This is a genomic window from Tenacibaculum singaporense (assembly GCF_003867015.1).
GTDB lineage: Bacteria > Bacteroidota > Bacteroidia > Flavobacteriales > Flavobacteriaceae > Polaribacter > Polaribacter singaporensis.
The window spans coordinates 3141969-3157326 of the sequence record NZ_CP032548.1 but is presented as its reverse complement, the minus strand read 5'-3'; the positions used below and the strand labels follow the sequence as shown (position 1 = coordinate 3157326).

Here is a 15358-nt window from a genome sequence, read left to right as displayed (position 1 = left end):
AATTAATTAACCCTATACTTTTTAAAATTCTCAGCTTGTTCAAATATCTCTTTATATACTTCATCTCTGTCTACAGGAGGGTAGTCATTTTCTGCAAGAAGGATTATTAAATCAGCTTTGAGTTCTGCTTTAATATCTTCTCGATCGTTCCAATCAGTATACTTTGCTTTGTCATCTACAACATTTTTAACTTGTTGAGCAAGATTAATTAACTTGTCATTAGGGTATTCAAAATCATATTTATGAGCAAGTTGTTTTAAGATATCGTAGAACGCTTTTTCCTCAAAGTCAATCCCTAATTCACCAAAAGATTCTTTTTCTTTTTTAAGAGCATGATACAAATCAATAATTTCATCAGTAAAATCTTCTAAAACTTGTGATTGTAATACATCATTTTCTTTACGTTCATTATATCGTTCTACTAAACTTTGAAACTTTTTAGAAAAATCTATTCCTTGGGCTTTATTCACCTTTTTAAAATCTGAAATTGCTTTAAGCAACAATTGTTGCAATAGTTTAATTTTTGTGTTAGGGAGTTTAATTTTTTGAATTTTAGCTATATAATTTTCGTTAAAAACATCAATTTCGGTTTCATCCTCATTTCCAAGTTTAAAAATTTCTTCAACACCTTCACTTTGTAAGGCTTCTTTAATCATTTCTTTTACTTTAGCATTCATTTGAGCAGAGTCAGGAGCATTACCTTTAGTTAATTTGTATATTATTGATCGAATAGCTAAGTAGAAATGTATTAAATCTCTTTCGTTTTCTGATAGGAGTTCACTCCCTGAGCAAATATCGTATGCAGCTTTTAAACGTTTAACCAAATACATAAAACGCTTTTCTAACTCTTGAGTTACTTGAACATACTCAGCCGCCATGTTAAGTGTTTGTAATTGTTCAAGGGCTGAACCGTTAAAATATTTAGAACTATTGAATTTATGGAAGATTTTAGCTAATAAATCTAAATGATCTTTTACAACTACAAGTGATTGTTGAATATCTTCAAAATTTTGTGCATCTACTTTGTTGTACATAGCTAAAGCCATGTTCATAGCTTTTTTTATCCCAATGTAATCTACAACCAAACCTTTGTTTTTGCCTTCAAATTTTCTGTTTACTCTAGATATGGTTTGAATTAAATTGTGTTTTTGTAAAGGTTTGTCAATATAAATGGTATCTAAAAAAGGAACATCAAAACCAGTTAGCCACATATCTACTACAATGGCTATTTTAAAATTAGACTTAGGATTTTTAAATTGTCTATCTAATTCTTTTCTGTAGTCTTTGTTTCCTAACAAATCCCAAAGCTCTTTACGATCATCTTTACCTCTGGTCATTATCATCTTGATACGTTCCATAGGTTTTATTTCTTTTTGCTCTTTTTCTGTCAATTCAATATCTTCTTCAGAAATCAATGCATTTCCCCATTCAGGTTTGATTTTTAAGATTTGTTGATATAATTCATAAGCTATTTCTCTACTACTACATACAAACATAGCTTTTCCTTTAATTGTAGAGCCTTCCTTTATGCGTTTAGTATAATGATTAACAAAATCTTTAGCTATAGCTTCAATACGATCTGGATCACCAATAATGGTATTCATATTGGCGGTGTTTTTTTTACTTTCTTCTACTTGATATTCACTGGCACCTTCTTCTACACAATTATCGTAGTAGCTTTCTATTTCTTGAAGCTTTTGATTGTTTAAAACTACTTTTGCAGCACGTCCTTCATATACAATACGAACAGTAATTTCATCTTTTACTGATTCAGTCATTGTATACGAATCTATAATATCTCCAAATACATCTAGAGTAGCGTCTATAGGTGTTCCTGTAAAACCAACATAGGTTGCATTGGGTAAAGAGTCGTGTAAGTATTTTGCAAAACCATAGGTTTTTTCTACACCTTTTTCTGTAATTTTCACTTTTTGGTTTAAGTTTACTTGACTACGATGTGCTTCATCAGATATACAAATCACATTAGTTCTTTCTGTCAATACATCTAAATCTTCTGTAAATTTATGTATGGTGGTTAAAAATACACCACCGGATTGTCTTCCTTGTAGTTTTGTACGTAAATCAGCTCTACTTTCAACAGAAACTATGGTATCATCACCAATATATTGTTTAGCATTGCTAAATTGAGCTGATAGTTGATCATCTAAATCAGTTCTGTCAGTTATTACAATAATAGTAGGACTAGCAAAATCTTTACTCTTCATTAAGAGCCTTGAAAGAAAAAGCATTGTAAAGCTTTTACCACAACCTGTGGCTCCAAAATAAGTACCACCTTTACCATCACCAAAAGGCTTTTGATGTAGTTTGATGTTATTTAATAGCTTATTAGCAGCATAAAATTGAGGATAACGACAAACAATTTTAATTTCTTTATTTCCCGAGCTGTCAGGTAAATAAATGAAGTGATGAATTAATTGACGTATATCTTTACGGTTAAGCATTCCTTTTACAAGAGTAAAAAGGCTTTCTATACCATCTGCCTCGTTATTTTCTTGAAATAACTGTCTGTCTGATTCCGTTCTCCAAGCATAAAAGAATTCATAAGGGGCAAAGAATGAACCTCCCTTAGTATTTACACCATCGCTTATAATGCAAAAAGCATTGTATTTAAATAACTCAGGTATATCTCTTCGGTAACGAGTGGTTAACTGTATATACGCATCATGAATCGTAGTGTTTTCTTGTATAGCAGTTTTAAATTCAAAGACAACTAACGGTAACCCATTAATATATAAAATACCGTCAGGAATACGTTTTTCGTAACCAACTATAGCTAATTGATTTACAAAACGAAATGTATTTTTGTCATTTGAAGAGTAATCTATAAGCTGAATGTATAAATCCTTTTTATGTGGATCCTCGCGTTTTAATAAAAAACCATCTGACAACCATTGCATAAACAATTTATTTGAAGTATACAGGTCAGAGCTAGGTAATACTTCTAGTTTTCTTATAATTCCTGCTATTTCATTATCGGTTATATCTAGATGTTTATCTTTTAAAAAAGCAATTAAGTCTTCTTTAATAAGTACTTCACTTTCATCTCTGTTGATAGAAGTTCCAAGTAGATGAGGGATTTCTTGAGCTTCTAATAACTCTATTACTGCTTGTTCTAGTTTTGCTTCTGTAAATTTCATAGAGTTTTAATTTTTTGACCTTGTGGAACTTGCTTGTTGAGTTGTTTTAAAATTCCTTTTGAAAGAGTATAATAGGTTTTATTATATGATTTAAGCCTTCTCTTTACAATATAATTATTATGTATAAACTTACCAGGACCATTAAAAAGCTCTTCTATTTTACCATCTTCGAGTATATTAACACTTAAAAAATAATCGGGAATTTTACTTTCTCCATAAGGGAAATAACTATTATTTTTAAATGTTGCCTTGATTTGAATTAGTTTTCCAGTAGCAATTTCTTTACCATCGTGTATTGTAGTGTTTTCAGAGTATAATTCAATTCCATATTTTTCTGCACATAGGACTTCACCTATATCACCTACCAAACGTCCGTCTAGAGGAAAACTTCTTTTGTATCTTTCTCTTAGTTTATTTGTTATCTCCAGAAGTTGCTTTATCTCTTTCATATTTTTATATAATTATATAATATTAAAGACTGAAAAGAATATTACTTTTCTAATATACTCTAAATTTTATCAATAATTTTAAGAGGTATTGAGTGTTTAAGACAATTGTTTTCAAAATCTTTGAGTTGAATAAGGGTGTTTTCTTCTGTGAAAAAGTTCTCTAAAGCGTATTTTTTATAAAATACTTTTTGTTCTTCTATATACCCACTTTCGTTTATAGTAGCTTCTTTTAAAATGTCAAAATTCCAATTAGGTTCTCCTGCCATAAAAATTAAATCAGTAGATGATTTTTCTACATCTTTAAATTTTTCTATATCTAGTCTATCAATACTAGAGTCTTCCAAATTACTTTCAAAATATCCAGAGTCGTTCTTTAAAATAACAGAAAACCAAAGAGTATCGTCTTCTTCATTTCTTTGAAAATGAAATTCGTAACAATACATATATATCCAATCCCAAGCCCAATTATCTAATCTGTTAGTGCCTCTAGAGCTAAATAAAGGTTTTCCTTTTTTATAAGGGATATTATATGTTGAACCTATGAATTGTATCAGATTTAAAATTCGACGTTGATAATCAAACAATAGGCGATATGCTTTTCGGATTTCTAAAGGTAAATTCTCTTTCATTTAATTAAAAGTTAAATTGCTGAATAGCATTGCTGTTAATTTTATAAGTATCACAATCGATTAACCATTTTTTTTGATGAAATCCATGCATAGCAAAAGCATTAATTAAATCATTAAATAAAAAGATTAAAGGTGATTGATCTGGTAATTGTTGATTTATTATTTTGTTATGTAAGTTTGTTATAACCAATAACAAGCGACTCCAATTTGTTTTAGATTGGGCTATTTTTTTACTCTGCATATAAATACTGTCTTTAGTGCAATTTTCTTGTAAACCACCGACCTGTAATAAATAAAGGTCTTTAGCATCTTCTTCGTATTCGTTAAAATAGCCAATGACTTCATTTTCTAATTGCCCATTATATTGTTGGTTAGCATCATACCGTTTAGCTTCAACAATTAAATCGAATTCAGAAAAGCGAATAAATACATCTGGTTCTACAAATTTACTGTTGTAGGTGTTTTCGGCAGACCATTTAGGCCAAAAAACGATTTCTTGTATTTCACCAGAAAATTTCGGTAAGGTATCTAAAAGTAAAGAGTCTTTAAGGATGGTCCAAAAATAATGAGTAGGGAAGTACTTTAAGACATCAAATACACTTGCCGTTAAACTATCTTCACAAATACTTAGCTTATCTTTTCCTTCTTTAAAATAAGATATCATTTTTTATAATTTTTCCCTTTTTCGGTGAGTCTATATTTTTGTTTTGAACTTGTTGGTTTATCAGGAATAGTTAATTCTACAAAACCTAATTCTATAGCAGGATTTAAATATGCTGTTCTAAAATGTTCTCTATGTTTTACCCCTACCAACTCCATTAATTCACTTCTGTTTAGTTCTTTGTTTAAGTTTTTAATTAATTGAGTAACTTGCTCGGTAACTTGCTCGGTAACTTGCTCGGTAACTTGCTCGGTAACTTGCTCAGTAGCAGGTAGCGTAATGCGTAAAAAATTATCAGTAAATTTAAAACAATCTCTACTGTAAGTACTTAAAATTCTTGGGATTCCTGAACCTAATTGTTCTACTAAGTCTAAATCTTTAAAGATTCTTATAAGTTCTTTGTTTCTTGGAATAGAAAAACCTTCAAAAAATTCATTTTCGCTAAGTCCATCAACCAAACTTCCTGTAGATGTAATTTCAATACGATCAGAAAAAATTTCAAATTTAGGAGGTACTTCTCTACTAAAGTCGTTATGTACAAAAGCATTAATTATTGCTTCGCGTAAAGCTCTGGCATCCCATAAACGTTTTTCTTGTCTGTCTTTAGCTGTAATTTTAGCAATAGTTTTATTTTCTAACTCTAATTTATCTAATACTTGTTTACAAGCTTTTATAAGCGAAGTATAACCATATTCATTGGTCTCTATAAGTTCTACGCGGTCAATTCCTGAATACTTAGCTACCTTAATAGAAATGTTATTTACGTCAGATAGTAGGTACCCCGCATAGTTCCATTTATTATCTTCTGTTGTTAATTCTAACGTATTACCAAAATGAGAATTAAGGTTTTTATCTTTTGCTTGATAGTAAATATGTAATTGTTCAAATTGTAGGTTTTGCTTTGGAGATACAATTTTACTAATAGTGTTTCGTGTACGTGAAGCGTATAGAGTGTCTATAGTTTTTTGTGGCATAGGTTCAGATGCTGTACCTATACGGATAAAAGAACCCTTTTCACTCATACCATATTTCTTTTTAAAATATGGTTTTTCGCTACCACTTGCTATCGTAATTTTTACTAACTTTTTTTCTTCTTGCTCTATTATTGAAATATCAAACAAACCTAAGCAAGATGGTTGAATATTTGTTTTCAAGCGATCTTTAACACGAAGCATTACATCATCGGTATCTGTTACACCAACAACTTTTCCGTTTTTGTCAATGCCGATAATAAGTTCACCACCTAAGTGATAGTTTAAAAATGCAATGACTTCTTTTTCTATATCTACCTCTTTGGTAAGTTTTTCTTTATATTCAGTACGGTTGGTTTCCTGCATAATTTTAAAAATTATTTAAATTAGGCTATGGTTTCTTCAATTTTAGTCTTCAATTCTTTTCTTTTGTATTCAACATTGTCGCTCTTATATCTTAGAATGCTTCTCCAAATCAACCAACCACATGCAGCTAAAGGGAGGTAAAAGACAGTGCTTAAAAAATTTTTTAAAGCTTCACTTTGCCTAGTGTCAATAAAATTTAATATATTTTTACCAAAGTTTAGACGGTTTTCATTAAAAAAAATCGCAAAAACATAAAATAATAATATAAATAAAGATGTAGGTAAATAAAGCCAAAGCCAATTTCTCCATCTTCTGATACCTTTACTTACTTTTAAATTAATTAATTCATCCTTTAATTCTTTATTTTTCTTGTTTTTTAGAAATATTTCACTCTCTAACTCTTTATTTTCATCTTTTTTGTTTTTTGCTGTTTTAATTGTAGAGTTAATAACTTGACCTTTCCGAACCTGGTCTTTTTCTAATACCGAAACTTTTTCCGATAAATCTGAGACTTGTTTTTCTAATTCAGTTTTAGCGTAGAGTTTTGAATGTTCAATTATTTCTTTATCAGTATAATGAGTTTTTATGATACTACTAAAGTCTTTTTCAATAAGGTTAGTGACTAAGTACCGTTGTTGCTCTACACTAGAAGTCATTTCACTAATGCCTGATAAGATTAAATTTAACTTTTCTCCATCAATTATTTTTTCATTGTTCTTTAAGTTTAGAAAACTGACAAAGCTTTTATAATCGTCTTTTGTTCTATCAAAGTAACGAAGTAAAATGCTCATCCATTGACTAGGAAGAAGCACTACAGGAGTTGTAAAACCTCTATAATAATCCCATTTTCTTAAAAAATTATCTGTCGATATAAAGAAAAATGAGGTATCGAAAATATTTTCAACTTTACCTTTTCTTTTCTGCTCTATCCAATAAATATTTTCTGCATCATTTAAAACACTTTGAAAGTAAGCTTGCTTTTCTTCAGGCTTAGATTTATTAATACTAGCATATAAGTCGTTAATACTTTCTTGTACTTCTTTATCATCCTTTTTGTAAGGTACATTATAGTCTATTTCTATTCCTAGCCTATCTAGTAGTGTTCGGTATTCACTAATAACGTATGCTTCAAATAGTTCTAAATTACTATTGATTTTGTCTTTTCTCCAATTATGATAATATGAATTAATGTCTTTTAACGATTTGTACTCTAAAAATAGATTAGAGTTTACCTTCGGATTATGTATTTTTCGAAGCTTATCTATATAAAACTTAATACTATTTTTAAACTCTTCATCTGAAATTCGAGTTATTTTTAATTGCTCTCCAGCATCCTTAAACTTGTTAAGAAATGTAATAGTTCTTTTTCTTCTATCTTCACCATTAATGCCTATGGCTCTATAGATAACATTAGTATCAAGGTAAAAAATTTTATTTTTTAAATTGTTAAGCTTAAAGTTAGAGGATCCTTTCTTATTGGTTAATAAACAAAACTCTAAAGCATAACTTGAAATGTCAAAAATAGCTTTGTTTTTTTCTGTGTTCTCCCAATTTAAAAAGCTATTTATGTACTCAATTTGTTCTTCATTATATTTTGAATCTTGCAAAGAAATTACTGAAGAAATATCTTTTTGTTTATCAATTAACCTTTGAAAACTTGCTGTATTAATACTAAAAAGGTGATATAGGAAATCATAAATAGTATTTTTAAAGCCTATTTTGGTTTTAAATTCCAAACTATATTGATTAATAAAAAACTCTATGTTTTTCTTCTCAATTTTTGATTCTAAATTAGTTTTTCTTTTTGGTGAAAGACAGATTGTTTTCTTACCATCTAAGTTATTTGTTAAAAAAGATTCAGGATACTTTTTTACAATATTAAAAATTTCATCCTCACCTAATAGGATAGAATACTTATCATCTATGTAATCTATTAAAGAGTGTATGGTTAAATCTGTGTTATCACAATCTAGTAAAGCAGAATCTAATATTTTTCTATGAATAACTTTTGTTGAAACTTCGTAGTTATTATCTGCATATAATACTGCTGCAAGTCTAAATAGTTCATTCTTATTGTATTCTTTTGTCATATGCTTTTTATATCAAACAAGTTCTTTTTCAACCTCTACTTTTGTCATTTTTGCCAATAATAAACTTTGGAGTTCTTTAAGTTTTTGGGATTGTTCATTATTGGATTGAATATTGGAAATAATTTTTTCTGTTTTGATATTGAAGTCTATTCTAATATTTTTTTCAGGGATCTTAATTTTTAACTCATTTAATGTGCCTTGAGTAATCAAAGGTTGACCAGTACCTTCTCTTTTATCGGCTAGATTTAAATACTTTAAGAGATAAAAACAGTAATATAACTCATTGGATAATGATTTCCCCATTATTGCATTATCACTTACCCAACATTTCTTTCTTTCTAAATAAAGACTACCACAATAAGCACCAACTCTTCCAACAATGATACAATTCTCAAAATTTGAATCATTTACAAAATCTATAATACCATTTCCTCCATAAACAGGATACTTGCCCTTAGAAGAAGGCTTTTTCTTTCCATTTTTAAAATTCAATAATATATCCAACCTATCCACACTCCACCCCACAGGAATCTCCTTATCCAATTCCTCATTATAAACCATTTCACCACCAGAGGATTTATAAGGCTTACCTTCTTCGTTAGGGAATTCAAAATCTACAAACCAATGTTTATATAGCGCTTGTGCGGTTTCTTCTAATTTTAGGTTGAGTTGTTCGTTGAGTTTAATGCGGTTGGTAACGGTGTTGTATTCATCAACAATTTCTTGCTGTTTTTCTATGGAAGGGATGGGAAGTTCTACTTCGCACATTTCTTCCCAATCAAAAACTTCACGTACACTCCCGTGTGATTTAAACCTCGCATAACGGTCGAACTCTGGTCTGCGAAACCACATCATTAAATATTCAGGATGTAATTTATTTTCATCTATAATTTCAAAGACTGTGTATGCTTGAGAAACTAGAGCTTCTTCATATTCTTCAAGCATAGCCAATCCAATTTTATCTCCACGTCTTGAAGTATCAGCAATGTATACAAATTGATTTTTACAAACAATTTTATAATTCTTAAAATTTGTTCCTACTGTATTAGCAATGGAAGGAATGAATACTTTTTGAACACTAACCCCTAAAAGAGTTTCTACTTTTAATTCTTTGTTTCGTTCATTTATAGGTTGTATGTAATCACCAAGTTTTTTATAATTTGAGCTCATAACCTAATTTTTTAAACACATTTAACAATTCGGTTTTGCTCTCGGCTTCTTGTTCTAATAAGTCGCCTAACTCCTTTTGTAAGCTTGTCATTTTATCATCAAAATTGATGTTTTCATCACGGTTAACAAACTCAATATATTTACTAGGCACTAAGGAAAAATCCTTTTTAGCAACTTCATCTAAATTGGCACTATAACAATATTCAGGAACATTTTTATAAAGAGATTGCTTCTCTCCGTTCGCAATGACCTGTGTTTGCCAATTGTGGTAAGTTTTAGCAATATCTTGAATGTGTTGTTCTGAAAATTGGGTGTATTTTTTCTCAAATGGTTCGCCTATTTGGCGTAAATCCATAAACAAGATTTCATCTTCTCGGTTACGGTAGTTTCGTGTGACATCTGGTAATTCAACTGTGTGTTCGGTTTTATTTTTGTTTAAAATCCATAACGTCACACTAATATCTGTGGTATAAAACATACTTCGTGGTAAAATCACAATAGCTTCAATCAAACCATTTTCCACCAATTTTCTTCGAATCTTATACTCATCTCCACCACCGGAGAGAGCACCATTTGCCAAGATAAAACCAGCTACTCCATTTTCAGAAAGTTTTGATGCCATGTTTAAAATCCAACCATAATTGGCGTTACTTTTTGGTGGTATGTCGTAACCTTTCCAACGAGGGTCATCTATAAGTTCATTTTCACCTCTCCAATCTTTTTGGTTAAATGGAGGGTTAGCCATTATAAAGTCTGCTTTTAAATCGGGGTGTTGGTCTTTGGCAAACGTATCAGCAGGTACAGCTCCTAAATTGGCAGAAATACCTCGGATAGCCAAATTCATTTTTGCTAGTTTATAAGTTGTAGCGGTGTACTCTTGACCGTAGACAGAAATGTCTTTTTTGTTTCCCTGGTGGTTTTCAATAAACTTTATAGATTGAACAAACATACCACCAGAACCACAAGCAGGGTCGTAGATTTTACCTTTGTAAGGCTCTATCATTTCGGCTATAAGGTTTACAATACTTTTAGGTGTATAGAACTCTCCTTTTCCTTTTCCTTCAGCAATTGCAAACTTGCTTAAAAAGTATTCGTAAATACGTCCAATAATATCATTTTCTTTATCTTTTAGCGTATCAATATTGTTAATAGTGTCTAGTAAGGCAGAGAGCTTACTAACATCCATATTTAAACGAGAAAAATAATTATCAGGTAAAGCTCCTTTTAAACTAGGGTTGTTCTTTTCAATAGTAAATAAAGCAGTATCTATTTTTAATGCTATATCAGTTTGCTTAGCATTTTCCATAATATAGCTCCAACGACTTTCTTCAGGGAGATAAAATACATTTTTCATGGTATAGAATTCTACCATGTTACTATATTTTTCTTTTCCTTCGCTTATTAATTCTTGTTTACGTTCTTCGAATTTATCAGAGGTGAATTTTAAGAAGATTAAACCTAATACAACGTGTTTGTATTCTGAACTTTCAACGGTTCCTCTTAGTTTATTTGCAGATGCCCATAGGGTTTCTTCTATAGACTTTTGTTTTGTTGTTTTTTTTGCCATGAAGCAAGAGTAGTAATAAATATTGGTTTATAGAAAACAAATTTAAGAAGCTCTAAAATACTAAAACCCGTTGAAATATAATTATGGATTTCCATAATTATATAAATGTAAGTTTATAAAAAATAACTTTGAACAAATGGACTAGTACTTTCCATAGGTTACGGGTGTTGGTAATAGTTATTCTTTTACTCCAAATTTTTCAAGTATCTCTGAAAATGAATTTACATAACTACTTTGAAGAATTTGACTGTCAGCAAAACTGGAATAATCAATAACATTTACATTTTCTAATTTTAAGTACTTATCAGAATCATATTCTTCATCTTTTAAAGTAGATGTTAATATAACTTGGTTGTTTAATTTCACATATTCTTCAATCATAATATTTTCTTTGTTAGAAGACAATTCGCCCTCTCTAAAAGAATCTATTATTATAGGGAGTTTAGTTTTTAAAATTTTGTTTAGAGCCAAAAGCTTACAGAAATAGTATTCCTGTTCTTCACTACCTGAATATGTTTGACCTGATTTTGTGAATAAATCTTCAAATTCTAGTAACCCCTCTTTGTCAATTATTCTGTAATAACGCTTCATTTCAGAAATAATGTTTTCTATAACTATCTTTTGTAAATCTTTATTAATCAGGATTTTACTTTCGTTGTTGTTGATTTTTTGTTGAACTTCATCAAGCTGTTTTTGAAGCTCAAGTATAATTTTGTCTATATCTTTGGAGCCTATTATTTCATCTTCAAATAGAATGTAATTTTTAGCGTCTGGTGTTGAAGTCTCTAATAATTTTTGAATTTGAGTTTGCTCTTTATGGATTTCGCTATTGAATTCAGTAACAATTTCTTTTTTGATGGAAATACTTTCTTGAATTGATTTTAATATGTTTTTACGGACATAGCTATTACTAACTTCAAATTCAAACTCTTGGTTTGCAAAAATAATTTTATTACTACCGCAATCAGAACATTTAACTTTCCCCTCATTTAAATTTCTATTTAGAGAGTTTAATTCAATTATTAAATTTTCTAGTTTAATTTTTCTATTTTCTTCTCTATTTCTCTGTTTTCGCAAATCTGCAATTCTTTTATGTAATTCATTAAGCTGTTTTGAAGTATTTTTAAAATCAATATTGTTTGCGGAAGAACTAATAAATGTAGCTATTTCAGGATTCTTTTTTAAAACTGAAATTTTTCTTTTTTCAGTTTTAATTTTTAAATCTAATGATTTTTTCTGCTCTTTAAGTTCTTCAATATCATATTTATTTGTACTAGATATTAGAACATCTTGCATTGCAAAAATCATGTTCTTAAAATCCTGCTTATTATTTCGCCCTTTTACTATTAAGTTGGAAGAATTTCTTTTGTCTTGCCCTAGGAAAAATAATTCATAGAATAAAGTTAAATCTACGGGTTTTAATTCTCCTTCTTTTTCAATTCTTGGTAACTCATATATGTGTTTATCGAAATAATATTTAAACTCACTTATACTGTTAAATACATTAATATTCCCATTTTCGAATAAGATAATAGAATTCCCTTTTCTAAGAAATTCGTAATTTTTTTCTTTTATTATAATGTTTGAATAGAAAAAATAATTTTTATAGTTAAAACCACTTGGAAAAATGGAATCATAACCTATTGAGTACATTAACCCTTGAATTACTAAAGTTTTCCCTCTGTTATTATCATTACTGAAAATAATATTAGTGGCATCTTTAAATCTATTTTCTATAAATGCTTCTTGACTATTTCCAAAAGCTGTTTTTTTTATAATCATTGTTTTCCGTCAATTGTAATAGCAATTAAATATTTAATAGTTATTGGGGTTAAATAAGATATTCTAAACTTATATTTAGTGAATAAATTATTGAATATCATTTCCACGTCTGTTAAACCGTTAGATTCTAAATATTCAATTATTATTTCGCAAATTTTCCAAAATTCACGATTGCTGTTTTTATTAAAAAAAGCCCTTGATAGGTTTGAATTGCATTCTTGAATTGTATCTTTTTTATCTTCAAAATCCAAAACATCTATAATAGGTAAGAAGTGTAATGGAATACCTTTATAATCAAACACCTCACATCCAATTATTCGACTGATAATTAAAATTTCTATGTCTTTAGTATATAAGTGCCTATTAAATTTTAAGACATCTTTTATTTGGCTTATTATTGAATTTTCAATGTAAGAATTCTTTTTTGCAGATTGAATATTTCTTAAATCTTGAAATACACTTTGATAAAAGGCGTCTGATTTTATTTCTGATTTTTTAAATTTTGTAACGGTTTTAATGTATTCGTTATCTAGCTCTGTATCTTCGACAATAGTCACTTTCTTTAAAAAGTTTTCTTGCTCAATACTATAATCTATTGCTTTACCTTTTACTCTAATTACTTCTTCTTTAAGACCATTTTTTATTCTGATTAGAGTATCATCTACTATGTTTTCAATTCCATAAATATTTAATTTTTCATCAACTTTGTATTTTGGTTTTAATACTGGACAAAAGAAAATAAACTCTGTAAAATAGAATGGTGAAGTATGATTATCAAAAAGAGTGAAAAAGTATTTTCCAATTTTTTTAGGGCTTAGACTTTTTTCATTTTTTGATTGAATATCCCAAATTTTATCTGAATTTTTATTAATTCCACTAACGTCATTAAAACAGTCAAATGCAATATATTCAACTTCTTTACTATCTTTCCGTCTTCCTATTAGATATAATAATGATTTTGTTTCAAAGTCAGTAGCCTTCTTGTTATTTATTTCTGTATTCTTGAAGGTGTAGTTCATTAACTAGGTGTTTGTTTTAATTACCGTCAACGTGTTATATATAAACAAATAGTTTGTTTATATAGTTTATGTTTCAGGATAAGAGAAGTTTATATCTTGACTTATCCTTTTTAGTTATTCTTTGCTTAGTATATTCTTATAAAAAATAAAATGAACAATACTACTACTTCATCAATACTTGATTTAATATAAGTTTTTAGAGTCTAGCAATTTTTTGTTAATAAAAGAAGTTAAACATAGCAAGTTAACTGGCATAAATATAAAAATATAATTCTATTTTTATATAAATATAGAATAAAAAAGCTCTTCTTTTGAAGATAAGAAGAGCTAGATGTTTTTAGAAGTCTAAATTACTCCCTAAATTTTTTAAAAATTCTTGAATTCCTTGTCTTAAAATTTTAGGGACATTTGAAATTGGCTTTTGTTCTGGGAATTTTTCAAATTCAGAGATTGGAACCAACGTGAAATATAAGTTGTCATTTGCTCTTTCCCATTGCGCAAAAACATATTCAATACCAGGATTAATAACAATTTGTTTTTTAAAGGTTATTGTTCCTGCATATAACGGACTGTCAGGATGAAATTTTTCTTTATTAATAGTAAGCTTAAGCTTTAATTCGTTGGTTTCAGAGTTAAAACTAGCTTTAGATTCGGAGTTGTTTTTATGAGTAGTAATTTCATTTTTGAAGTCTTTTAGTTTGTTTAAGTACTGATAATTAATTATATAATCCCCTCTATCTCTTTCGAGTATAATTAATTCTTGGTTCTCAATGTTATATAAAGCTTTAATTAGTTGTTTGAAGTTTGTTGATCCTAAAATTTTCCCATAATGATTTTTAAGGGGGTCAAAATTCATTTCTAAGCAATTCTTTAAAACACCCTTTTCAAAATTTGATAGGTTTTTCCAGTTTTTATTCTCAATAGCTTTATCTAACTTCTTTATTAATTCGTTGCGCTTTCTTTCTTGTTCTAAATGAAATTGTTGTTTTTGAACTTCCTTACAATGATTGCATTTAAAAGACTGATAATAGCGACTATGGAATTCTCTTATAGTTTGATTAAAACTAGATTGACTTTTTGCTTCATGTTTTTCAAATGAATGGCAATGATCACAATATAGATAAAAAGTTAAAGTACTGTAAGTAGCTGTTGTTTTAGTTAATTCGGATTGAGAAATAGTATACTTTCTTTTAATTGCTTTTGGAGCATTTACAAACTCAGTTTCGTTAAGTTTCCAATATTGTTGAAGAATTTCTTTTTCTAAGTCAGAACAGTTTTCTGATAAGTGTAATTGAATGTTGGCGATTTGTTTGTTTTGATTTTCCATGATATAAAATGAATAAAAAAAGCGTGGAACTGAAACTTATCGGTCTTAGAGGTCTCGCCAGAAACCTTTCCTCCAAATAAGAACAGCCCACGCAGAACGTGGGCGTCTTAACTTTGATATTGGAGGAATTAATAACCTGGCGAGTTTCTAAAACCAAATCAAAAGCTAA

At 28.9% G+C, this 15358-nt stretch carries 11 protein-coding genes; all 11 read right to left on the bottom strand.

Features of this window, described 5'->3' with window-relative positions:
- Window positions 1-2: 2 nt before the first annotated feature.
- The 11 genes from D6T69_RS14145 to D6T69_RS14095 all read right to left on the bottom strand — a co-directional run bounded on the left by D6T69_RS14145 (window position 3) and on the right by D6T69_RS14095 (window position 15189).
- Window positions 3-3158, bottom strand: a complete 3156-nt coding sequence (locus D6T69_RS14145; protein WP_125068523.1) for a type I restriction endonuclease subunit R — start codon at window positions 3156-3158, stop codon at window positions 3-5.
- Window positions 3155-3607, bottom strand: a complete 453-nt coding sequence (locus tag D6T69_RS14140) for a DUF6998 domain-containing protein (RefSeq protein WP_125068521.1) — start codon at window positions 3605-3607, stop codon at window positions 3155-3157. The genes D6T69_RS14145 and D6T69_RS14140 overlap by 4 nt, the downstream gene beginning before the upstream one ends.
- 59 nt (window positions 3608-3666) lie before the next feature.
- Window positions 3667-4236, bottom strand: a complete 570-nt coding sequence (locus tag D6T69_RS14135; RefSeq protein ID WP_125068519.1) for a hypothetical protein — start codon at window positions 4234-4236, stop codon at window positions 3667-3669.
- Window positions 4237-4240: 4 nt separating this feature from the next.
- A complete protein-coding gene (locus tag D6T69_RS14130) occupies window positions 4241-4900 on the bottom strand; it encodes a hypothetical protein (protein ID WP_125068517.1) in 660 nt (219 codons plus the stop codon).
- Window positions 4897-6234, bottom strand: a complete 1338-nt coding sequence (locus tag D6T69_RS14125; RefSeq protein ID WP_125068515.1) for a Fic family protein — start codon at window positions 6232-6234, stop codon at window positions 4897-4899. Before D6T69_RS14125 ends, D6T69_RS14130 begins: the two co-directional genes overlap by 4 nt.
- Window positions 6235-6254: 20 nt before the next feature.
- Window positions 6255-8324, bottom strand: coding sequence for a hypothetical protein (locus tag D6T69_RS14120; protein WP_125068513.1), 2070 nt, complete (start codon window positions 8322-8324; stop codon window positions 6255-6257).
- A 12-nt stretch (window positions 8325-8336) separates the two neighbouring features.
- Window positions 8337-9494, bottom strand: coding sequence for a restriction endonuclease subunit S (locus D6T69_RS14115; protein ID WP_125068511.1), 1158 nt, complete (start codon window positions 9492-9494; stop codon window positions 8337-8339).
- Complete coding sequence (locus tag D6T69_RS14110; RefSeq protein ID WP_125068509.1) at window positions 9478-11061, bottom strand: type I restriction-modification system subunit M; 1584 nt, start codon at window positions 11059-11061, stop codon at window positions 9478-9480. Before D6T69_RS14110 ends, D6T69_RS14115 begins: the two co-directional genes overlap by 17 nt.
- Window positions 11062-11238: 177 nt before the next feature.
- Entirely contained in the window at window positions 11239-12843 is a 1605-nt protein-coding gene (locus D6T69_RS14105) for a hypothetical protein (protein ID WP_125068507.1), read from the bottom strand.
- Complete coding sequence (locus D6T69_RS14100) at window positions 12840-13862, bottom strand: hypothetical protein (protein ID WP_125068505.1); 1023 nt, start codon at window positions 13860-13862, stop codon at window positions 12840-12842. Before D6T69_RS14100 ends, D6T69_RS14105 begins: the two co-directional genes overlap by 4 nt.
- 337 nt (window positions 13863-14199) lie before the next feature.
- Window positions 14200-15189, bottom strand: a complete 990-nt coding sequence (locus D6T69_RS14095; protein WP_125068503.1) for a myosin/kinesin family protein — start codon at window positions 15187-15189, stop codon at window positions 14200-14202.
- Between the last annotated feature and the right edge of the window lie 169 nt (window positions 15190-15358).

What these genes read in the sequence shown, in the direction of transcription:
- D6T69_RS14115 (WP_125068511.1), bottom strand. Translation starts at nt 9,494, where the DNA reads ATGAGCTCAAATTATAAAAAACTTGGTGATTACATACAACCTATAAAT.
- D6T69_RS14105 (WP_125068507.1), bottom strand. Translation starts at nt 12,843, where the DNA reads ATGATTATAAAAAAAACAGCTTTTGGAAATAGTCAAGAAGCATTTATA.
- D6T69_RS14145 (WP_125068523.1), bottom strand. Translation starts at nt 3,158, where the DNA reads ATGAAATTTACAGAAGCAAAACTAGAACAAGCAGTAATAGAGTTATTA.
- D6T69_RS14125 (WP_125068515.1), bottom strand. Translation starts at nt 6,234, where the DNA reads ATGCAGGAAACCAACCGTACTGAATATAAAGAAAAACTTACCAAAGAG.
- D6T69_RS14100 (WP_125068505.1), bottom strand. Translation starts at nt 13,862, where the DNA reads ATGAACTACACCTTCAAGAATACAGAAATAAATAACAAGAAGGCTACT.
- D6T69_RS14135 (WP_125068519.1), bottom strand. Translation starts at nt 4,236, where the DNA reads ATGAAAGAGAATTTACCTTTAGAAATCCGAAAAGCATATCGCCTATTG.
- D6T69_RS14095 (WP_125068503.1), bottom strand. Translation starts at nt 15,189, where the DNA reads ATGGAAAATCAAAACAAACAAATCGCCAACATTCAATTACACTTATCA.
- D6T69_RS14110 (WP_125068509.1), bottom strand. Translation starts at nt 11,061, where the DNA reads ATGGCAAAAAAAACAACAAAACAAAAGTCTATAGAAGAAACCCTATGG.
- D6T69_RS14120 (WP_125068513.1), bottom strand. Translation starts at nt 8,324, where the DNA reads ATGACAAAAGAATACAATAAGAATGAACTATTTAGACTTGCAGCAGTA.
- D6T69_RS14130 (WP_125068517.1), bottom strand. Translation starts at nt 4,900, where the DNA reads ATGATATCTTATTTTAAAGAAGGAAAAGATAAGCTAAGTATTTGTGAA.
- D6T69_RS14140 (WP_125068521.1), bottom strand. Translation starts at nt 3,607, where the DNA reads ATGAAAGAGATAAAGCAACTTCTGGAGATAACAAATAAACTAAGAGAA.